The sequence below is a fragment of the Pseudomonas putida genome (genome assembly GCA_041071465.1).
GTDB lineage: Bacteria > Pseudomonadota > Gammaproteobacteria > Pseudomonadales > Pseudomonadaceae > Aquipseudomonas > Aquipseudomonas putida_P.
The window spans coordinates 5,806,397-5,827,420 of record CP163498.1; the positions used below are offsets into that span (position 1 = coordinate 5,806,397).

Sequence of the window (21,024 nt, forward strand, 5' to 3'; positions counted from 1 at the left end):
GCTCGACATACAAGCTCTCAACTATCGAGGGCGGTCGAACAGCCTCATTAGCAGCGAAAAAACCAGGTTGATACCTGGCTTTTCCGTGGGCTGCGTGGGCCTCTTCGCAGCACAAGGCTGCTCCTACAAGGCAGCGGACAGGCCCAGGACACCTGCGAGCTTGTCGCGTATGGCTTGGCTGCATGATTGCATTGGCTCACGCAGTTCGTCGGTCGTCAGCCCCTGCATCTGCAGCGCCGCCTTCACCACGGCCGGGTTCGGCTCGGCAAAGGCCACCTTGATCCACGGCAGCAACTGGTAGAACGTGCCACGCGCAGCCGCCCAATCGCCGCGGTCGACCTGCTGCAACATGCGCACATACAGGTCGGCGCGCACATGCGCGGAGGCTGAAATGGCCCCGGCACCGCCCAGGCACAGGTTGTTGAAGATCTGCAGGTCTTCACCGGCCAGCACCTGGGCGTGGCCGTCCTCGATCAGGGCCATGGTGGTCTCGCTGTCGCCGCTGCAGTCCTTCACGGCCGCAATACGCGGGTGGCGCACGATGCGGCGCAGGGTTTCACGCTCGATGCGCACGCCGGTGCGATAAGGAATGTCGTACACGATCACTGGCACGCGGGCGGCATCGGCCACGGTGGCGAAGAAGGCTTCGATGCCGGCCTGCGATGGGCGAATGTAGCAAGGTGCGGGGACCAGCAGCCCGCCAATGTCGCGCTGTTGGATTTCAGCCTGCAAGCCCAGCAACTCGCGCAGGTTGTAACCCGACAGGCCCATCACCACCCTACCCGGCTCAACCCAGGCCAACACGGCATCCAGCACGGCCAGTTGCTCGGCCTTGGACAACGCCGCCGCCTCCCCCGTGGTACCGCACACCACAAAACCGGCCACGCCGTCTTCGAGCAGCTTCTTCACCAACCGCTCCAGGCCAGGGAAATCGATTTCGTTGTCGCGCATTGGCGTGACGAGGGCGATCCAGATACCACGGAAATTCGACATGCAAAAACTCCTGATGTTGACCGAAAGTCAGCGTCAGAGGATGAAGAGTCGAAGTGGTCTGGCAGGGATACCTGGCGCCTTCTGTCTCGTCAGCCCACCTGACGAGACAGCGCGCCTCGGTCAGATGAGCGGCTGTTTCTTGGATTTCTTGGCAACGGCAACGCACGCGCCTGCCTGGGCGATGAAGCCCGAAGCGGAAATGGCGTGGTTGGATATGGACATGCTGGCAAGCCGGTTGCGTAGATATGGCTGGATAATGGTGGTGCGTCGGGGCTGCTGTCAACCCTGGCCATGTCGATGCAGTCAACGCCACTCGCTGTAGGGTTCCAGCGGCGTTACCGGCAATGCCAGGTTGCCGCGCCATGGCTCGAACAGGTAGCGCAGGTAGAGCATGCCATGGCTAGGCGCGTAGTCATCGCTGTGCTGCCAGTCGAAGCCGCCGCCCAGCACCCACTGATCACTCAGGCGCCGTTCGAACAGGCCACGCACGCGATAGCCCAAGCCGCTGCTGTCGCTGGCTTCAGTCATGGCATCGATGTTGGAGTCAACGCCATGCTGCGCCAGCACCTTGCGATTGACGTGCGCGTGCGGATACAAGCGACTGCTGTCACTGTGGGCCTGGGACCAGCTGACGGAACCTTCCAGCAGCACCGACCAATCGTAGTTGCGCCAGGCATAACTGACCGGCACGCCCACCGAGCTGTAGCGCTGCGGGCTGTAGTAACCACCCTGCCCCAGGCTGTAGCCGCTCAGGTCCTTGTCGTGGCGCCAGTGCATCAGCGTCAGGCCAACACGCACACGCTCGTCGGCCTTTTCCACTACGCGGTGGTAATAGCCCGCCATGGCCCGAGTACGCTGGTTGTCAGCCACGTTCTCGCCGTACAGCCAATGGTGCCCCAGGCTGGCCCACACCCCGTTGTCGCCGCCTTGGTCCCAACTCAGGCCCAGCGTGGCACCGTTGGCGGTGACCCCGCCCCAGCGCACGCCCGTCGGGCGGTCGCGTGCCCCGGCGAACGACAGCAGGGAATTGCTCATCGGCCGGCGCGAGGCGGTCAGCGACCAGCCAACCTGGCCCAGGTCACCGTTGACCGTTGCGCCGCCCAGCCAATTGTTGATGGCATAGCCTTGGGTGGTGCCCAGGTCGAACGCCCAGCGGCTGCCCTGCCAACCCAACGCCAGCACGCTGCCGTTCGCTGTCTGCGAACCGCCCGTACACGCCGGCAGCGTTTTGCCGTCAGCGGTCTGGCCAACGAACTGGCAGCTGCCGAAGTCGGGGGTGTAGCGCCCCTCATCGTTCTGCTCAAACGCGCCTGCATCCATGCCGATGCGCTCTACCCGCGCAAAGGCAGTGCCGTCCTGCCAAGGGGTATCGACATGCAACAAGGTCGAATGCTTACTCAGTTCGGAAGTGCCAGGCGTACCGTCGTCCTCGCGCCAGCCGTAATCGTGCATCAGCGTCACGTGGGTATTGCGCTGGCGATACAGGGCATCCACGTCACTGCGCAGGCTGCGCGCCAGCCAGTCGTCACCCTCCTGCTCGCGGCTGGCTAGCGTCAATGCACAGTCATCCCGTGGTGCTAGCGCAGCGCGGTCCAACATCTGTGCATCAGCCATGGCTGCCGCATAGAGGTCCAGCGCCCGTTGCGGGTCCTCCTGCACTACCAGGCGGGCGGCGTCGCGCCGTAACAACGGATCGGGGCGCGTCTGCTGCGCTGCGACCCGGTCGAGCTGCCTGGCCGCCTGCTGGTGTTCGCCCAAGGCAACCCAGACCGCCGCCAGGCGTCGCTGGGCATTACTGTCATCGGCAGCCAATTGTGGCACCTGCACGCCCAGCATGTGCCGAGCCTGCGCCAGATTACCCTCGGCCACTGCGCTTTCCATCACCCCAAGGCGCGCATCGGCTCGGCCAGGTTGCACGGCAAGTACACGCTGGTAATAGCCCCGCGCTTTACCAGGCTCACCAAGCGCGGCGGCCCAGTCGGCCAACAGCATCAGGTCATCCGGGCTGGCTTCGCCACGCGCCAGGCTGGCTTCAAGCAAGGCTGTCGCATCGGCGTTGCGGCCTTGCGCCTGCAACTGCTGCGCCGAGGCCTGGGTCATGCGCCGCTGGATACGCTGCTCAAGCGCGTGCATGTCCGGGGTCCAGGCCGGCTGCGGTATCGCTCCCAGGCTGTCCAGGGCCAAGGCATCACGGTCGCTGGACTCCAGGAACAGACCGTGGGCATAGCGGGTTGCCGGGTCATGTGGCTGGTGCTGCACCACCCTGGCGAAGGCTGCGTCGGCCTCGGCGGTGCGCCCCTGATGACGCAGGCTATTGGCCAACTGGTAGACCAGCCAAGGCTCATCAGGGGCCAAAGACGCGGCCTGGTTCAGCACCTGGCTGGCCGTCGACCAGTCTTCGCGCTGCAAGGCTTCATCCCCTTGCTGGCGTAAGCGCGCCAGCGCCAGGCTGCGGCGCAGGCCGGCGAACTGCGTTTGCTGACGTGCTGGCAGGCTGTCCAGGAAGGCCTGCGCCTTGTCTGGCGATTGCGCCTGGTAAACGCGCATCAAGCCACGCACGGCAATGCCGTTATCCGGCGCCATACGCCGGACCTGCAGAAACTGCCGTTCGGCAGCAACTGTATTGCCCTCGGCCATTAACACATCGGCCAGGCCCAACAAGGCGAACTCATCGTTTGGACGCTGCTGGCGTGCCTGCTGATAGCGTGAGCGCGCTGTTGGCAGGTCGTTTGCAGCAAGCGCACGGTCCCCGCTCTGGATTACCGCCCAGTATCGGCTTGCCGACGCCATATCGCTCCACTTGCTGATCTTGTAGCTGTCCTGTTCCTTGTCAGTCGCAGCCCGAAAAGATGCATTGGCTTGGTCGTATCGCTTTTGCGACATCAGCGCATAACCCAACGCCCCATGTAGGCTGGCATCGTCTGGGTACTGGCGCAGCGCCCGGCGCAGCTGTGCTTCGGCTTCGGCATGACGTCCCTTGTCGAGCAGCGCCTTGCCCCGTTGACCAGCCTGCCAGGCCGGGTCGGCCAACAGTTTGCGCTGCTGTTGCAGATTCTCGCTGGCCTGCGCCAACAGTGGCGAAGCGGGGTAGCGCTGGACAAAGGCTTGCCAGGCCACCGCGCTGCTGGCACTCACCGCTTGCCCCGCCAAGTAATCGAACTCGCGCTGGGCCGCAGCATCCCGTGCACCAGGGTCGCGTGACAGCTGATCGAGCAAGGCCAAAGCCTCGCGATCGCGCTTTTCGGCGAACAGCCAACCGGCCAGGGTCTGGCGCAGCCCGGCACTGCCTGGGTACTGCTGATCCAACCGCTGCAACTGGCGAATCGCCCCAGGGCGCTGGCCCGGCAGATTGCCGCGCACGCGCCAGTAGTCCAGGGCCAACTCCAGGCTGGGTGGCTCGTCAGCAAACAGCTGCTCGTACACCGCCAGTGCCTCTTCATAGCGGCCGGTCACCGCCAACAGGCGCGCCTGCTGCAAGCGCCGCGCAGACTCGGGGTGTTGCAGCTCAAGCAGGCGACTGGCTTGGCGTGCTTGCAGGCTGCCAGGTGCCACGGCACTGATCCGGGCGCCCAATTGCTCGGCAGCGCTGCTGTTCTTTTCGCGCAGTGCCAGGCTCAAGGCTGCCAGCAATACATCCGGATTGCGCGGTTCCAGCAACTGCAGCCGGCCCAGTGCATCACGGACCAGGTCGTCACGGTGCAGCGCTTCGCCGCGACGTACCTGGTCCAGCAGCCATTGGCGCTGCTCATCGGCATCCTTGGGTTGCGCCGCTGCCTGGCAGGTGACTGTCGCCAGCATCAGCACGCCGATCATTCGTTGCATGGCGCGCTCCAGGCCGGCAACAAGCGGCCGTGCGGGTCAAAACGATAACGGGCCTCATCCCAGCCTTGGCCGAACAGCACCAGCACCTGGCTGTAATACGCCTTGGCCTCGACCGGCTGATCGCGCAAACGCTGACGCTGGGCCGCCAAGCCGGCCACGTGCGCCGGCGAGGCTGCCAGCAATGGCAGCAATGCCGCAGAAAAGCCGGCCGGCCCCTGGCCGCTAGCTTCGCCGCTGCGTGCGTCCGCGCGCTCGGGGGGGAGCCCCTGGCGCTGGGTCAATGCCGCCATCGGCGCGTAATGGGCGACCAATTCGTTGCGTTGCACCGCATCCTTGGCCAACATGCCGACCCACAGGTACACACGAATGGCGTCGTAATCACCGGCACTGCCATGCTGCGGGTCTGCCGCTGGCTTGCCGGCCGGTGTCCACAGCAACCAGTCCGGGGCGAAGCCCTTTGGCGACGAAGCCAACCACAAACGCCGCGTATTGGCCGCCAGCTCTCCCCACAAGGGGTCCACCTCGCTGAAGCGGTCGAACAGCTGCAGCGGCAGGTAGCTGGGGTTCAGGCGGGTACCCTGGGCGTCCTCGAAGCCGTAGTCACCTGGCAGCAGCATCACCCCAAGGCCTGGGAGCTTGCGCACGGTCTGCGCCGCGATACGCCACAGCAGGCGCTGGCCCAGTTGCGTGTATGCGGGCTGCTGCCACAAGCGCCCTGCTTCCAGCAGGCTGTAGGCGATCCACAGGTCGGCATCGCTGGCGTTGTTGGCGTCCAGCACCTGCCATTGCTGCTGCTCGTTACGCCCCCACAGCCAGGCCGGCAGGTGCCTGGCCAGGTCACCTTCGGCGAGGTTGTTGCCGGTCCAGCGCAGCAACTGGGCGAAGGCGTCGCGGTCATTGCCCACCAAGGCGAAGAACAACCCATAACTCTGCCCTTCCGACGTGGTGATCAAGCGCGCGTCACTCGGGTCGATCACCCGGCCGTCCGCACTCACCAGCTCGGCCTTGAAACGTTCCCAGGCAGGCCATGAGCACGCCGCCTCGGCATTGGCGAAAACGGGCAGGCCCAGGGCGACCAACCCTACCAGCATCTGGCGCATCATCACCTCGCCTCACCCAAGCGGCGCTTGCCGGCCCAGCGCAATGCTCGCCACAGCAAGAAAGCGAACAGCACCACGCACACCGCCGCGATCGCCGCCAACAACACCGGGTGCTCGGACAAGTGGAACCACAGCAGCAGCCACCACGGCAGCGCACCGACAAAATAGTGCTCGCCCACAAACTGGCTGCTCAGGCCACTGCTGCGCACCAGCGTTACCGAGCCTGCCACCGCATCGAGCTTGCCCACATCGCCAAGCACATCGCGCAGCAACGCGTAATCGCCGTCGCTGTTGGCCAACAAGGCGACCACGCTGCGCTGTTGGTGAAATGGCGATTTCAGGCCGGTGATGGCGGCAATCGGCGCCTGCGCACTGACTGCCACGCGGCTGCTCGCAGCCACCGGCTCGGTATCGAAGCGCTGGCCGCCAGGTAACCTTGCGCTGCGCCCCCTGCAGCAGCCAGTCACGCTGAGCGCTGAGCAGCAGGCCAAGGTTGGGCGCATCGCTCAAAGCCTCGGGCAGGTTGCCGATCAGCAACAAGTCGGCGTCTGCCGTTGCGGCGTGTTTCCAGTCATCGATCAGTTGCAGGCCAAGCGCCGGATAACCGATCTGCCCGGCTAGCCCGCCAACCGTGTCGAGCAACGTACCAACCTGCATCGCCGTGGGTTTGGCCGGCATGATGACCAGGGTCTCGGAAAGGTCGGCCATGCGGCTGAACGGGAAGCCGCTGCGGGCGAAGGCACGCAGGTCGGGCATGGCGATGTAATGGTGATAACCGGACAGGTCGATGGTCGAGTTGTCGTCGATCGCTGCGCGCACGTCTACCGGCAGCGAGGTCTGGCAGCGGTCACGCTGAGCACTGCCCAGGGTACTGGCAAAGCTGAAATCGAAGCGGATGCGGTTGCGGTCGCCAATCTTCAGCGCCGGTACCAGCGACTTCTCGGTCACTGCCGTGTTGTCAGCGGACAGCACGGCCAGGCGCATTTGCTCGAGCGTACCGCCGCGCCGGTCATTGCCCACCAGCGGCATGCTGGTGATGTACTGGTCGTTGACGCTGATGCTCAGGCGCGATTCATCGGTCACCGCCGGCGCCGTGTAGCGATACAGGGTGCGTAGCGCAATGCCCTGGTTACGCCACACGAACAAGTCGGGTGGCAGGTTGAGCGCCAGTGTCACAGGTCGCGGTTGCAGGCCGCTGACTTGCAGTTGCTCAGGGTAATCCAGCAGCTCGGCAAAACGTACCGGCCGATCGGTGCGCGTCCAGTTCGGCGCATCGTAGGGCTGGCGCGGTTGCAAGGCAGTCATCTGCTCCACCTTCACCCGCGCGCCACGGAACAGGTTGTTGCCAACCGCCAGCGCCGAGGCCGCCTTGACCAGGTCGTCGTCGTTACGGCCCAGCACCAATAGCACTTTGCTGAAGCGGTCGTCGGGGTGGTCGATCATCTGCAGCACCGGGCCATCGACCAGCGGGAACTGCTGCAGGTCGGCGAGCAGCGCCGGGCGGCGGTCGTTGCTGGCAAACACGATGCTCGGTGCAGGCTTGTCGCCACGGGCAGGCAATTGGTTGTACAGCACCGGAAAGCTGGCCTTGCGCCAACCGGCCTGGCTGCCGAAATAGGACGCCAGGATGGCCGCCGCACGCTGCTCGCCCAGGCTCGGCACGCCGCTGAACACCACCGGCAACTCCACCTTGCCGGTATCGCGCGCGTCGAAAAATGGCAACGGGAAATACGCCAGGTCGTTTTCCAGCACCAGGGCTTGCTCGTGCAACTGCACCTGGCTCTTGCGGTTCAGGTTCAGCCACAGGCCGCTGTGCGCTGGGTCTTCGCAAATATCGGTGTAGTGCCCGACGAACTCCAGGCGTACTCGGTTGAAGTCGCTGAGCAGCTTCGGGTCCAGCGGCAGCTGGCGGCGCACGCGTTGCCCCAGCTGGTCCTTCTCCACCGGCACCACGCCCATCAATTCGTCATTGAGGTAAACACGCAGGTGCGACAGGTTCGGCAGCAGCGCCGGCGAAGGCGTGTAGTCCAGTTGCAAGCTGGCCTCGGTGGCCAGGCGGTCGCGACGCAAGCCGAACTCGATATGCTCGCTGTTGCGTACACCCAGCAGCAGGCTGTCGGATGCATGCCCAAGCTGCTCGAAGGTTTTCGCAACCGGCCAGTTCGGTACCGTGGGTGTAGGTATTGCGGGCTCGGCAAGCGGGGCTTGGGAGGTAGCAGCGGCGCTCTGCGACAAGGCGGTGAGCAGCGCCATCGCCAGGCCCCAGGCACGCGCGGGATAACCAGTCATCATGCGTCTCGATCAACAGGGTTCATGGAAGGGATTGCCCGCGGTGTGCGGGGCCAATAGCTGGCCAACCACAGCGCCAGCGTACGCAGTGGGCGCAAGCGCGCCCTCAGCCAGGGTGGCATGTGCTCGAACAGGCGCAGGTAACCGACACCGCCCAGCTTCAGTACATCGATCAGGCTGCGCAGCGGGCGCTCCACCTCATGCTGCTCGCTCCAGCCAAGCCAGGCATCGGCACGGGCAAAGGTGCAGTGGACCAGATCGATGCGCTGTTGCTGGTCAAGTGCGTGGAACACCAGGCCCACGTGTTGCCCGACGGTACGGGTGACACACGCCTGGAAGGCGAACTCACGCTGGCCGCGATTGAGCAGCAGACGTACCTGTTCCCCGGTTTCAGCTCTAGGCCTTGCTGCACCTGCAGGCCGACACCGCCATCGGAGTAATCGACCAGGGTGCAGGGGTAGGCATGACCGCTGGCCAGTACCAGCCCCGCCGGCAAGCGCATCTGCACGCGGTGGGCACGGCGCACCTGGCGCACTTCGGCGGCCACGGCAACGGCGGCGCCAATGATCAGCAGGTTGTAGATCACCCACAGCGAACTGACGATCACCGTGCCGATTTCTGCCGTGGGGCCGGTGAACAGGCGCCACACGGCAAAGCCCAGGCCAACCACGTTGAGCGCCGCCAACCACAGGTAAGGCTGGGCGATACGCCAGTCGAACTGCGCCTGCTCCATCAGGCCGCCTTTGGCGGTGACGTTGAACTTGCCCTTTTTCGGCGCGAACAGCGCCACCGTGGTCGGGCGGGCGATGTACCAGGCCAGCACGGTCTCGTACACCTCGCCCCAGAAGGTTTGCCGGTACTTGCCCTGCATGCGCGAGTTGGTCAGGCTGGCGTGGATCATGTGCGGCAGCACGTACAGCAGAATCATCAACGCCGGTGCGTAGATGATGTAGGCATGCAGCAACAGGAACGCCAGCGGCGCGGTCAGGAATATCAGCCGTGGCAAGCCGGCCAGGAAGTGCAGCATGGCGTTGGCATAGCACACCCGCTGGAACAGGCTGAGCCCACGCCCGAACAACGGGTTGTCGGTGCGGAAGATCTGCACCATGCCACGGGCCCAGCGAATGCGTTGGCCAATGTGCGCCGACAGGCTTTCGGTGGCCAGGCCCGCGGCCTGCGGAATGCTCAGGTAAGCCGACGACCACCCCTGGCGGTGCATGCGCAGGGCGGTGTGGGCGTCTTCGGTCACGGTCTCGACGGCAAAACCGCCGATGCTTTCCAATGCGGTGCGGCGCAGCACGGCACACGAGCCGCAGAAAAACGCCGCGTTCCACATGTCGTTGCCATCCTGAATCAAGCCGTAGAACAGTTCGCCTTCATTGGGGCGACGGCGGAACGAGCCGAGGTTGCGCTCGAACGGGTCGGGCGAGAAGAAATGGTGCGGTGTCTGCACCAGCGCCAACTTCGGGTCTTTGAGGAACCAGCCCACGGTCATTTGCAGGAAGGAGCGCACCGGCACGTGGTCGCAGTCGAAGATGGCGATCAGCTCGCTGTCGGTCACACCCAGCGCATGGTTGAGATTGCCGGCCTTGGCGTGCTTGCTGTCGGGCCGCACGATGTAGCCCACCCCGGCTTCGTCGGCAAAAGCACGAAACGCATCACGGCGGCCGTCATCGAGGATGTAGATGCGCAGGCACTCGCGCGGCCAGTCCAGGCCCAGCGCGGCCAGTACCGTGGTGCGCACCACCGACAGGTCTTCGTTGTAGGTAGGAATCAACAAATCGACAGTCGGCCAGTGCTGCGGGTTGGCCGGCAGGTTGGCCGGTTTGCGCTGCAACGGCCAGCTGGTCTGGATGTAACCCAGGATCAATACGAACCACGAATAGGTTTCGGCTGCCAACAGAATCACCCCGAACACCAGGTCGGTGGTGTCGTTCCAGTTCAGGGTCGAGGTGTAGCGCCACCACAGGTAGCGGCACGAGATAATGGTCGACAGCACGATCAGCATCAGGGTCGGGAAGCGCCCCGGCATGTGTCGCACCAGCATGGCAATGCCCAGCAACAGGCAGATGAACATCAGTTGCGCCAGGTAGCCGAACGGTTCAGTCACGCACAGCAGGGCCAGGCTTGCGGCGCACACCGTCAACACGCTGTAGAACACCCGCCTGGCGAGCACGCTAAGGCCGCGCAGGCGTGCCGAGGCTTCGTGCCTGAAAGCACTGGCGCGGTAGCGCGCGGGCACCCGATGCAGTGCATCGATCAGCAGCCCTCGGTAATGGCGCCCAACCTGGCCAACACCCCGCAGTCGCAAGCGCACTGCGCCCCATGCTCGGCGGCCAGGCCCTGTTGTGCGTGCCACCGGTTGACGGCGCACCAGCAACCACAGGCTCTGGATCAGCAGCCGTAGCGGGTCACCCAGGCTCGGGCGCTTGCCTGAAAGCTGCGGGTACAGGCGTTGGCGTTCGGCCAGCAATGCCTGCCAGGCGGGTGACTCCAGGCGCAGGAACAGAAAGGCCAGCCACACGCCCAAGGTAAACAGCCAGGCAACCGGTAGCCGCGCACCACGGGCGGTGAACCACGTATAGGCCGACAGAGGAGTCAAGGTCACGGCCCGCGCCTCGTCAGGCAGCGTACCGCCAGGCTTTGTACGTCCCGGCAGGCCAGGCTCTGCGGGGCGTAATGGCCAAGCGGCGCCTTGCACGCCAGGGCTTCGAGGAAGGCTTCGTCGCGGTGGACCACCTGGATCGGCAAGCGCTCACCGAACAGGTCGCGCCACACCATCAACAGGTCGCTCTGCAAACGGCTGGCCGGGTCGTAGCGATTGACCAGCAGCATGTCGTAGTGCTCAACCGGTCGGCGCCCGAGCAGCAGGTGGCTGGCCATTTCGGCCTCAGCCACCAGTACCCGCACATCGGTCTCGATGCCGTTGCCAGCGCTGTCGGCCAACGGTTGCGGCAGGTCGAACAACACCCAATCGAACTGCTCAGCCAGTTCGGCCTGGCGAGCACGCCATGCCAGCGCGTCAGGCACAAGGTGCCGCGAACTGCCAGGCAGGTTGCCGAACGGCAGCAGGCACAGGCCATCGAGCACCTCATACACAGCATCGCTGGCCGGCCGCCCTTCCCGCTCGGCCAGCGCCCAGCCCTCGGACGTATCCAGCGGCAGGTTGAAGTGCAGGCCGAGCAAATTGCTTGGGCACAGGTCAATCAGCAGCACCCGCTCGCCCATACCCTGCAGCGCATAGCCCAGCGCAGCCAACAAGGCGCTGCGCCCCAGGCCTCCGCGCACCCCGTGCAGGGCCAGGCTGGTCATGACGAAACGCCCTCGCGCTGCCTGACAGCCGCGTACAACCCGTCCTGGCTGCTGGCCCGACAGCTTTCACCCAGCAACGGCCAGCGCTGCAGGGCTTGCTGAACGCCCACCAGCATCGAGATGTCCTGGTAGTTCAGCTCGGGCATGTCCAGGTGCTGGCGCAGTTGGGCGATGTCGTCGCTGCGGTCGGACGGGTCTGCCTTGCCAGTGATCATGGGCGCTCCTTGGGGATGGGCTGCCAGTCAGGCTGGCCTTGCAGGCGCATGTAGGCGCGCCCCTGGTAATTCAGCACCTGCGCGCCGGCGGTTTCGGCAACCTGTTCGGTGGTTGGCAGGTCGGTCAGCAGGCCGGGCACATCCAGCACGTGCTGCTGGCCCAGGCCCGCGTACACACGGGAGATCAGCTCGGACAACGCCAGGTAACTGGTGGCTGCCGTGACCCGCAGCGGCTCGCTGCGGGCAGGTTGGCCCATGCCGATGAACTTCAGCCCGACTGGCACATGGGTAATCGACGGCGTGGGGATTTCGCGCATGCCCGACAGCTGCATGCGGTCGCCATGCAACGCAGCGCCATGCTCTGGAACAATGGCCACCACTACCCGGCGGCCACTGCGCTCCAATTCGTCGAGGAAGGTGCCAAGCTCGCCGAACAGGCGATTGGCGCGGGTGGCGTAGTCGGCCACGCGGGTACCGCCGTCGGCGGTGACGATACGGTTGCCGTCATGCAGGCTGATGCTGTTGTAAAACAGCGACACATGCTCATTCGCAGTGCTTTTGCGTTGCCCCCACCAACGGCGCAATACCTCCAGGTCGCTGGCGATCGGCGAGCCGTCGAAGCCCACCAGTGCCCTTGGGAAGTCGGTATTGCGCATGCCCGGTTGTGGCATGCGCTGCTGGGTAATGTCACCGATGAAGTTGTCGAACCGGCCACTGTGGTTGAGCAAAGTGTTGCTCTGGAAACCCAGCCGGGCCAGGTTCTGGAACAACAGGCACTGCTCCGGGGCAGGCTGGTACAGGCCAGCATGCGACGACTGCCCACAGCTGGCACGCAGCACGCGAATGGCGGCTGGGCCGCTATAGGAAGTTGCCGAGTTGAACTGGTCGAAGACCACGTCCATGCGCGACAGCAACGGGTTGTCGCGCAGCCCCACGGCGGACAGGTCATCCCAGGCCAGCGAACAGATGTTGATCACCAGCAGGTCGAACGGCTGTTCATCGGCATTCACGGCAGGAAACGCCGTTACCCGCTCGCGCTCGCTGGCGAAGAAGCGCTCAAGCCAGCTGTCGAGCGTGGCATTGTCAGCGGCTGCGGTGGTGGGCAGCGGTTCGGCCGGGGTGCTCGTCACCACGCCGGGCGCCTGGCCCGCCCCCAGCGATGGCAAGCCGCCAGCTGCCAACCAGGCCAGCCCCAGCAGGCTCAAGGTGCTCAGGCGCAGCCAATGGCGCAGGTACAGGTAACCCACCAGCAACAGCGTCAGCGCGCCCAACAGGTTCCAGTTGACGAAGCGGCCCAGCAGTTCAAGCAGGTAGTCCCACGAAAAATCCAGCACCCCCGGCTGCGCCAACAGGCGGCTGAAGGGTGGTAGCCAAGTGTCCTGGTAGAACAGCGCGATTGCGATGGGTACCGCCAGCAGTTGCCGGGCAATACGCAGCCACTTGCCCGGCAACGGGATCAGCAGAAACGCAGCGAACAGCAGGTTTGGCAATGCCTGGAAGTCGAGCATGCCAAGGGCGACCAACAAAAATTTGGCAAAAAAATAGAGGTTCACCCTCCCAGTCCAGGCCAGCGGGCCAGTACCGGGAGGGTGACGGTGGTATTAGTCATTCTGGGGGCCCTGGCGTACAGCGCGGTGGCGTACGCCCAGTGGTTTCAGGTAACGGGGGGAAAGGCGACGGCGCAACCAAGTGCGCAGGGCCGCGCACAGGCGCAACATCAACAAAGCCAGGCCCAATGTGACCAGGGCTGTAATGCCGACCACCTGCAGCAGTTGCACGAAGTTCATGCGCCCCCCCGCTTGGCCAGAGCGACCTTGCGCGGGGCCAGTGCCGGCCACGCCTGTGCCTGCCGCTGCACCACCGGATCGGCCCGGGGTGGCTGTGGCAAGCTGCTGTCGAGAAACGCCGGGGCGGCCAGGCTGTCGAGGTCGGCAAGCACCTCCTGGCTAATGAACAGCTCTTTCCACGACAGTTGGAAGATGTGATCCAGCGCTTGTTCGACACCTTCGCAGCGGCAGGCGAACAGGAACAGGAACAACACCTCGCCAACCACGCACGCAATGTCGCCATCACGGCGGAACGCCGTGCGCGAGCAAGCCTGCAGTGGGGTCAGCCCAGGCGCCGGGTGCAGCACCAGTAACTGGTGGACGATTTCACCGTGACGCACACCCTGCCACATGGTTTGCACCGCTTCGGCGAATGCCCGGGGTGCCACCAGCCCGCAGATGGCCTGCGGCCGCAGGCGGGCCAGCAAGGCATCGAAGTCGCTTGGCAGGTTCCGGCGCCAGACATAGCCCTGGATGCTTTCGACCATGGTCAAAAAGCGCGACAAGCTGGCGCCGAACGGCACGATCTGGGTGGCGCCGCAGGCCAGCAGCAGTTGTTCGTCCTGGTAACGCAGGGTGGGTGCCATTTCGCGCACCACCAACTTCAAGGCATTGCCACGCCGCTGGCGCAGGCGGTGCAGCTGGCGCGCCAGGTGGTCCAGGCGCTGCCCACCATCGATGGCGAAGATTACCGTGGCAGAGACCGCACGGCTGGCCTTGGCGCTCAGTTCATCAAGGCTTTCGCAGACCTGCCAGTGCTCGGAGAACGCGGGTGCGCCTTCCAGTACTGGGCGCTGGGCCAGGCACAGCAGCTCATCGCCACCGGTGTCGGCTGGCACCTGCGGCGCTCCGGTAACGGCAAAACCCGCATTACGGCGCTCCAGTTGCAGTTCACACGCACCAGCCTTGCCGAGCGGGTTGCTCCAGAAATGCTGCAGGTAGCGCACCCCACCTTTGCCACGGTACACCTGGGCCAACCCGTCCACGCTTTGATTGACTGCACGCAGGCGCTCGACCAGGGCGGTACCCTGCCCGCCACTGATGACCAGCAGCAGCGCTGCCTCGGCCACCAAAGCGGGGCGCAGGGCATTGCACCAGTGCTCGACTTCGGTGCCCGCCCAGGCATCGGCCGGTGCCAGCAGCACCAGCACACGCCCAGGGGCATCGAGACGGGGAAGATCATGCAACAGGTAGCGGGTGGCACGCGGGTTGGCTTCATACAGCGCCAGCTCGGCCGGGCCGCATGCGGCGTCGAGCGCACCCAGCACGTCATCCATGGCTTGCGTTTCGGCAATCAGGGCTGCCCTGGTATGAGCGGGCATGCCTTCGACCACCTGGCGGCATAGCAAAGTGGCGTCTTCGGTGGCGTCACAGGCTAACCAATACAATCCTTGCTGATGAAGCTGGCTACTCTCGGCGCTCAGGCCGGAAATAGCCAACAACGGCATTGCATACGTCAAAACACTGGCTCTGCTAAGTAAATCGAAAGGGCTTGAAAGGAGAATGTGACATGCCCGCTGAGGAAGCCTCATGAGCTACGTCAATAAAACGACAAAAACATCACGAAAGATAAAAGCGCGTCAATCCTACAGCACCAAGGCAATTTGCAATCAGACGAAAATGTAATCAATTGCAAAGTTTTGTTAACAGACGCCCCGCAGGCGGCCCTGCACAGCGCTTGATGTGATGCACTTTGCCTGCATCGGTGCTGGCTGCTGAAGGCGAATCCCGCGCTGTGCTGTATGGTTACCGGTTAAGTAAAAATCGATATTCCGGAGACAAGCATGCTTGGTATCTTTGAGCGCAGGCTCGACCCCTTCCCGCCCGACGAGGTGCCACCGCCGCCAATGGGATTGGTGCGCTTCATGTGGGCCTGCACCCGCGGCGCCCGAGGCTACATCCTGGCGCTGGCACTGCTCAGTGCCGGGTATCGATCTATGAAGCCTGGCTGTTCGCCTTCCTCGGCCAGGTGGTCGACCTGCTTTCGGCGTGGCAGGCCGGCGGCACCGTCGGCCCCGACGAAAGCCGCGTACTCTGGGGCATCGGCATCGTCCTGCTGGTTAGCGTCGGGCTGGTGGCGCTGCGCACCATGGTTCAACACCAGGTGCTGGCAATCAACTTGCCGCTGCGGCTGCGTTGGGACTTCCACCGCTTGATGCTGCGCCAGAGCTTGTCGTTCTTCTCTGACGAGTTTTCCGGCCGGGTCACCACCAAGGTGATGCAGACAGCACTGGCAGTGCGCGATGTGCTGTTCACACTCATCGAAATCCTCCCTGGGATTGGCGTGTACTTCATCGCGATCATTGCCCTGGCCGGCGGTTTCGCCCTGAAACTCATGTTGCCATTCATCGCCTGGGTCGTGCTGTTCGGTTTGGCGATGCTGTATTTCGTACCGCGCCTGGGCAAAGTCGGGCAGGAGCAGGCCAACGCCAGGTCGTCGATGACCGGGCGGGTGTCCGACGCCTATACCAACATCACCACGGTGAAGCTGTTCTCCCACTCCAACCGCGAAGCGCACTTTGCCCGTGCGGCCATGGAAGACTTCAAACAGACCGGCTTTCGTCAGATGCGCCTGGTCAGCCAGTTCGAAATCGTCAACCAGGCGCTGGTGGTGGGTTTGATCATGGGCGCCGGGGGCTATGCACTGTGGCTGTGGCACCAGGGCCAGGTCGGCACCGGGGCGGTGGCGGCAATTACCGCCATGGCCTTGCGTATCAACGGCATGTCGCACTGGATCATGTGGGAGATCACCTCGCTGTTCGAAAACATCGGCACCGTGCAGGACGGAATGGCCACCCTCACCCGCGGCCCCAAGGTGCAGGATGCGCCAGATGCTACCGAGCTGGTCACCACCGGTGGCGCGGTGAGCTTCGACAAGGTCAGTTTCAACTACAACGGCGAGCGCCAGGTGCTCAACGACCTCAGCCTTAAGATTCGCCCAGGCGAAAAAGTCGGGCTGGTGGGTCGCTCCGGTGCGGGCAAGTCCACCTTGATCAACCTGTTGCTGCGCTTCTACGACGTGGACAAGGGGGAAATCCGCATCGACGGGCAGAACGTGGCCAAGGTCACGCAAGACAGCCTGCGCAATGCTATCGGCATGGTGACCCAGGACACCTCGCTGTTGCACCGAACGATTCGCGACAACATCGCCTATGGCCGCCCCGATGCAACCGAGGCGCAGATCCGCGCCGCTGCAGCCAACGCCCAAGCCGATGGATTCATCGGCCAGCTCAGCGACCGCCAGGGCAACAGCGGTTACGACACACTGGTGGGGGAGCGCGGCATCAAACTGTCAGGTGGCCAGCGCCAGCGCATCGCCATTGCCCGGGTCATGCTGAAGAACGCACCGATCCTGCTGCTGGACGAAGCCACCAGCGCGCTGGACTCCGAAGTGGAAGTAGCCATTCAGGAGAGCCTGGATGAAATGATGCAAGGCAAGACCGTGATCGCCATTGCCCACCGTTTATCGACGATCGCCGCCATGGACCGGCTGATCGTGATGGATGAAGGGCACATCATCGAGCAAGGCACCCACACCGAACTGCTGGCGAAGAATGGCACCTATGCGCGGTTGTGGCAGCACCAGAGCGGTGGCTTCCTGGGGAAGACCAGGGTGTTGCAGAGGCTGTGGAGTAGGCCTGCTATTGGTTGGGGCCGCAGGGCGGCCCCAACTGTTGTTCTGGCGATGCGGCAATGCCTTGGCACTAACCAAACACATGAGAAGGCCGGCGCAACACCGGATCAAACGGGTTGATACGCTCGCCAATCGCCGCTGCCTCGCGCTTGAGCAATGCCACCACGGTCGGCATGCGGTTGGGCCCCAGGCGGTCGCTGATGGTCGCCACGCTCAGGGCCGCGACCGCATGGCCATTACGGTCAAGGATCGGCACCGCCAAACCGGCCATGCCGTCGAGCACGCCGGTATTGCGCCCGGCATAGCCCAGGCTGCGCACGTTGTCGATCTCGGCACGCAGCAGCACTTCGTCGTAATGATGAAAGTCCTTCAAGCGCGGCAAGTTGTAGCGGATCACCTCGTCACGCTCCTCCTCGGGCAGGAAGGCCAGGATCGCCAGGCTGCCCTGCCCCACGCCCAAGGCCACGCGGCCACCGATATCACCGGTGAAGGTACGGATCGGGTACGGCCCTTCGCTGCGGTCCAGGCACACCGCGTCGAACCCTGAACGTGCCAGCAAAAACAGCGAATCACCCAATGAAGCCGAAAGCCTCAGCAGGCTCGGGCGTACCACATCGCGTAGGTTGCCAGCCTGCCCGGCCTTGGCCGCGAGGGCGAAGAAATCCAGGCTCAGGCGGTAGCGCTTGCTGGTCGCACACTGGTCCACCATGCCCTCTTCGATCAGGCTGCGCAGCAAACGGTGGGTGGTCGGCTGCGCCAGGCCAACCCGCTGTGCTAGCTGGCTAACCTTCTCACCCTCGCCAGCGCAATCACCCAGCGCACGCAACACGGCGAACAAACGGGACACCGCAGTGACGCCGACTTCCTTGCCTTGTTCATTTCGTTTATCGGAATCCATTTTTCACTTAACCCTAAGAAATTCCAATGAGTGGAATAATTTCAAAATAGCTGTCACTCAGTGAAATTACCCTTTGTCGCCATCCTAATCATTGCCCTACTCTCCGGTCCATAGGGCGATATCACAACATCGGCCGCCGCCACAGAAGCGAGCGCCAACGTCCGTAAAAGCTTTGCTTTTCGCCGCTGGCGCTCTGCCCACCCTGAAACTGCCGGTTGACCCCGGTTCCGTTTGCGATGGAGCACAGCCATGACCTTTCTGTTGATCGACAAACTCTGCAAGCGCTATGGCGCCACGGAGGCAGTGGCCAGCTCGTCACTGTCCATCGAAAAAGGCGAGTTCGTCTCCCTGCTCGGCCCTTCCGGCTGTGGCAAGACCACCACCCTGCAGATGATCGCCGGCTTCGTCGAAGTCACCAGCGGGCGCATCGTGCTCGATGGCCGTGACATCACCCATGCCAAACCGGCCAGCCGCGGCCTGGGGGTGGTGTTTCAGAGCTACGCGCTGTTCCCGCACATGACCGTGCGCGACAACGTCGCCTTTGGCCTGCGCATGCGCAAGGTGGCCAATGCCGACATCGCCCGCCGCGTCGACCAGGCCCTGGCGCTGGTACGCCTGGACAAACATGCCGAACGCTACCCACGGGAACTGTCCGGCGGCCAGCGTCAGCGTGTAGCCCTGGCCCGCGCGCTGGTGATCGAACCGCCGGTGCTGCTGCTGGACGAGCCGCTGTCCAACCTGGACGCGCACCTGCGTGAAGAAATGCAGTTCGAGATTTGTCGCATTCAGCACGAGGTGGGCATCACCACCTTGATGGTCACCCACGACCAGGCCGAAGCCTTGTCGATCAGTGATCGGGTGGTGGTGATGGAAGCCGGGCGTATCACCCAGGTCGATGACCCTTACCGGCTTTACGAACACCCAGGCACGCCGTTCATTTCCGACTTCGTCGGCAAGGCCAACCGCCTGCGAGGCGTAACCGGCCCCGGCGGGCAACCGCAGGCTGCGGCCCAAGGCCCGCTGACCCTCAGCCTGCGCCCGGAAAAGATCAACCTTGGCGCCGCCGGCAGCGGCAAGCTGGCGGGCCGCATCAGCTGCCGCTACTTCCTCGGCAGCCAGTGGCTGTACCGCGTCGACACGGCCTTGGGCAACCTGGCCGTGGTTCGTGCCAACGATGGCAACGCACCGCTGGAGGAAGGCACGCACGTTGGCCTGGACTGGAACGATGCCCTGCTGCGGGTACTGAACGCGGCTGAGGTGGCGGCATGAGTACCGCAAAACTGCGCAGCAACGCCTGGGGCTACGGCCTGAGCAGCCCCGCCCTGCTGTTGTTCCTGGCGCTGCTGGTGATGCCGCTGGGGCTGACCGTGCTGCTGTCGTTCAACGCGTTCGACTACACCACGGGTATCCAGGCCGGCCAGTACACGCTCAGCCATTACCTGAGCCTGGTGACCGACACCTATTACTACGAGATTTTCTTCCGCACCTTCTGGATCAGTGCCCTGGTCACCTTGCTGTGTGTGCTGATCGGTATCCCCGAGGCCATGGTACTCAGCCGCATGAGTGCGCCGTGGCGCTCGATCTTCCTGATCCTGGTGCTGACTCCGCTGCTGATTTCGGTGGTGGTGCGGGCATTCGGCTGGAGCCTGCTGCTGGGTGCCGATGGCCTGGTCAACCAAGGCATCACGGCCCTCGGCGGGCAGCCGGTGAAGCTGCTGTACACACCGTTTGCGGTGATCATCGGCCTGGTCCACGTGATGCTGCCATTCATGATCATCCCGGTGTGGACCTCGCTGCAAAAGCTCGACCCGGCCGCCGAGCAGGCCGCGCTGTCGCTGGGCGCCAGCCAGTGGACGGTGTTCCGCCGCATCGTGCTGCCACAGATCATGCCCGGTGTGCTGTCGGGCACGCTGATCGTGTTCGGCCTGGCTGCCAGTTCGTTCGCCATCCCCGGCCTGCTGGGCGGGCGCCGACTGAAGATGGTCGCCACCATGATCTACGACCAGTACCTGGCCGAACTGAACTGGCCGATGGGGGCCACCATCGCGGTCGCCCTGTTGCTGATCAACCTGCTGGTGATGCTCAGCTGGAACCGGCTGGTCGAACGCCGCTACAAACGCGCACTTGGAGTTTGAACCGATGACCCGTAACGGCCCGTTGGCCCTGTCTTTTCACGCCCTGGTGATGCTGTTCATGCTCGCCCCGCTGGTGGTGGTGTGCCTGGTGGCATTTACCCCGGAAAACACCCTGAGCCTGCCCACCGCTGGCTTCTCGCTGCGCTGGTTCAGCGCCGTGTTCGAGCGCGCCGACTTCCTTGACGCGTTCTACAACAGCCTGAAACTCGCCGCCCTGGCGGCCTCGTTGGCCACCCTGATCGCCGTGCCGGCGGGCCTGGCGCTGACCCGCTACAGCTTCCCTGGCCAAGGTTTTGTCAACGGCCTGCTGCTGTCGCCGATCATCATCCCGCACCTGGTGCTGGGCGTAGCGCTGCTGCGGCTGTTCGCCCTGCTGGGGGTCAATGGCAGCTTTGCCTGGCTGGTGTTCGCCCACGTGGTGGTGATCACGCCCTACGTGCTGCGCCTGGTACTGGCTGCGGCCATCGGCATCGACCGCAGCGCCGAGCAGGCCGCACAAAGCCTGGGCGCCGGCCGCATCACGCTGTTCTGCAAAGTGACACTGCCGATGATCCTGCCGGGCGTGGCCGGTGGCTGGCTGCTGGCGTTCATCAACAGTTTCGACGAAGTGACCCTGTCGATCTTCGTCACCTCGCCCGCCACCCAAACGCTGCCTGTACGCATGTACGTATACGCCACCGAATCGATCGACCCGATGATGGCCGCCGTTTCGGCCCTGGTGATCGCCGTCACCGCCCTGACCATGATCGCCCTGGACCGGGTATACGGCCTGGACCGCGTGCTGGTGGGCAAGCAATGAC

General features: G+C 64.2%; 11 protein-coding genes and 4 pseudogenes. 4 read left to right on the plus strand and 11 right to left on the minus strand.

Annotated features, from left to right (window positions below):
* Positions 1 to 123: 123 nt before the first annotated feature.
* The 10 genes and pseudogenes from dapA to bcsE form a co-directional block, all read right to left on the minus strand.
* Positions 124 to 993 (minus strand): 4-hydroxy-tetrahydrodipicolinate synthase, encoded by an 870-nt coding sequence (gene dapA, locus AB5975_26655; GenBank protein ID XDR20002.1) that lies wholly within the window; start codon positions 991 to 993, stop codon positions 124 to 126.
* Between the two features lie 303 nt (positions 994 to 1,296).
* Positions 1,297 to 4,815, minus strand: a complete 3,519-nt coding sequence (gene bcsC / locus AB5975_26660; protein XDR20003.1) for a cellulose synthase complex outer membrane protein BcsC — start codon at positions 4,813 to 4,815, stop codon at positions 1,297 to 1,299.
* The gene (bcsZ, locus tag AB5975_26665; GenBank protein ID XDR20004.1) at positions 4,803 to 5,918 is read right to left on the minus strand and encodes a cellulose synthase complex periplasmic endoglucanase BcsZ; all 1,116 of its coding nucleotides are present in this window, start codon (positions 5,916 to 5,918) and stop codon (positions 4,803 to 4,805) included. Before bcsZ ends, bcsC begins: the two co-directional genes overlap by 13 nt.
* Positions 5,918 to 8,204: pseudogene (gene bcsB, locus AB5975_26670) on the minus strand (cellulose biosynthesis cyclic di-GMP-binding regulatory protein BcsB). The gene bcsZ and the pseudogene bcsB overlap by 1 nt, the downstream one beginning before the upstream one ends.
* A pseudogene (bcsA, locus tag AB5975_26675) lies at positions 8,204 to 10,812 on the minus strand (UDP-forming cellulose synthase catalytic subunit). The pseudogenes bcsB and bcsA overlap by 1 nt, the downstream one beginning before the upstream one ends.
* A complete protein-coding gene (gene bcsQ, locus AB5975_26680; protein XDR20005.1) occupies positions 10,809 to 11,516 on the minus strand; it encodes a cellulose biosynthesis protein BcsQ in 708 nt (235 codons plus the stop codon). Before bcsQ ends, bcsA begins: the two are co-directional and overlap by 4 nt.
* Positions 11,513 to 11,731: a cellulose biosynthesis protein BcsR gene (gene bcsR, locus AB5975_26685; protein XDR20006.1), complete on the minus strand. Its 219-nt coding sequence runs from the start codon at positions 11,729 to 11,731 to the stop codon at positions 11,513 to 11,515. Before bcsR ends, bcsQ begins: the two co-directional genes overlap by 4 nt.
* Positions 11,728 to 13,340 (minus strand): annotated as a pseudogene (bcsG, locus tag AB5975_26690) (cellulose biosynthesis protein BcsG). The gene bcsR and the pseudogene bcsG overlap by 4 nt, the downstream one beginning before the upstream one ends.
* Positions 13,333 to 13,518: a cellulose biosynthesis protein BcsF gene (gene bcsF / locus AB5975_26695; protein XDR20007.1), complete on the minus strand. Its 186-nt coding sequence runs from the start codon at positions 13,516 to 13,518 to the stop codon at positions 13,333 to 13,335. Before bcsF ends, bcsG begins: the two are co-directional and overlap by 8 nt.
* On the minus strand, positions 13,515 to 15,005 hold the full coding sequence (gene bcsE / locus AB5975_26700; GenBank protein ID XDR20008.1) for a cellulose biosynthesis protein BcsE: 1,491 nt from the start codon (positions 15,003 to 15,005) through the stop codon (positions 13,515 to 13,517). Before bcsE ends, bcsF begins: the two co-directional genes overlap by 4 nt.
* Before the next feature lie 336 nt (positions 15,006 to 15,341).
* Between bcsE and AB5975_26705 the strand changes: the two are divergent.
* Positions 15,342 to 17,193: pseudogene (locus AB5975_26705) on the plus strand (ABC transporter ATP-binding protein).
* A gap of 68 nt (positions 17,194 to 17,261) precedes the next feature.
* Here the strand turns inward: AB5975_26705 and AB5975_26710 are convergent.
* Complete coding sequence (locus AB5975_26710) at positions 17,262 to 18,089, minus strand: IclR family transcriptional regulator (GenBank protein XDR20009.1); 828 nt, start codon at positions 18,087 to 18,089, stop codon at positions 17,262 to 17,264.
* A gap of 249 nt (positions 18,090 to 18,338) precedes the next feature.
* Between AB5975_26710 and AB5975_26715 the strand changes: the two genes are divergently transcribed.
* Genes AB5975_26715 through AB5975_26725 form a run of 3 tightly spaced genes read left to right on the plus strand, consistent with a single transcriptional unit; the run spans position 18,339 to position 21,023 of the window.
* Positions 18,339 to 19,358, plus strand: a complete 1,020-nt coding sequence (locus AB5975_26715; GenBank protein XDR20010.1) for an ABC transporter ATP-binding protein — start codon at positions 18,339 to 18,341, stop codon at positions 19,356 to 19,358.
* Positions 19,355 to 20,224: an ABC transporter permease gene (locus AB5975_26720; protein ID XDR20011.1), complete on the plus strand. Its 870-nt coding sequence runs from the start codon at positions 19,355 to 19,357 to the stop codon at positions 20,222 to 20,224. Before AB5975_26715 ends, AB5975_26720 begins: the two co-directional genes overlap by 4 nt.
* A gap of 4 nt (positions 20,225 to 20,228) precedes the next feature.
* Positions 20,229 to 21,023 carry an ABC transporter permease gene (locus AB5975_26725; GenBank protein ID XDR20012.1) on the plus strand — a complete coding sequence of 265 codons (795 nt, stop codon included), beginning with the start codon at positions 20,229 to 20,231 and terminating at the stop codon, positions 21,021 to 21,023.
* Position 21,024 lies beyond the last annotated feature (1 nt).

Coding starts and splice junctions, on each gene's coding strand:
- bcsQ (XDR20005.1), bottom strand. CDS start 11,516: ATGACCAGCCTGGCCCTGCACGGGGTGCGCGGAGGCCTGGGGCGCAGC.
- bcsC (XDR20003.1), bottom strand. CDS start 4,815: ATGCAACGAATGATCGGCGTGCTGATGCTGGCGACAGTCACCTGCCAG.
- bcsF (XDR20007.1), bottom strand. CDS start 13,518: ATGAACTTCGTGCAACTGCTGCAGGTGGTCGGCATTACAGCCCTGGTC.
- bcsR (XDR20006.1), bottom strand. CDS start 11,731: ATGATCACTGGCAAGGCAGACCCGTCCGACCGCAGCGACGACATCGCC.
- AB5975_26725 (XDR20012.1), top strand. CDS start 20,229: ATGACCCGTAACGGCCCGTTGGCCCTGTCTTTTCACGCCCTGGTGATG.
- AB5975_26720 (XDR20011.1), top strand. CDS start 19,355: ATGAGTACCGCAAAACTGCGCAGCAACGCCTGGGGCTACGGCCTGAGC.
- bcsZ (XDR20004.1), bottom strand. CDS start 5,918: ATGATGCGCCAGATGCTGGTAGGGTTGGTCGCCCTGGGCCTGCCCGTT.
- AB5975_26715 (XDR20010.1), top strand. CDS start 18,339: ATGACCTTTCTGTTGATCGACAAACTCTGCAAGCGCTATGGCGCCACG.
- dapA (XDR20002.1), bottom strand. CDS start 993: ATGTCGAATTTCCGTGGTATCTGGATCGCCCTCGTCACGCCAATGCGC.
- bcsE (XDR20008.1), bottom strand. CDS start 15,005: ATGCCGTTGTTGGCTATTTCCGGCCTGAGCGCCGAGAGTAGCCAGCTT.
- AB5975_26710 (XDR20009.1), bottom strand. CDS start 18,089: ATGGATTCCGATAAACGAAATGAACAAGGCAAGGAAGTCGGCGTCACT.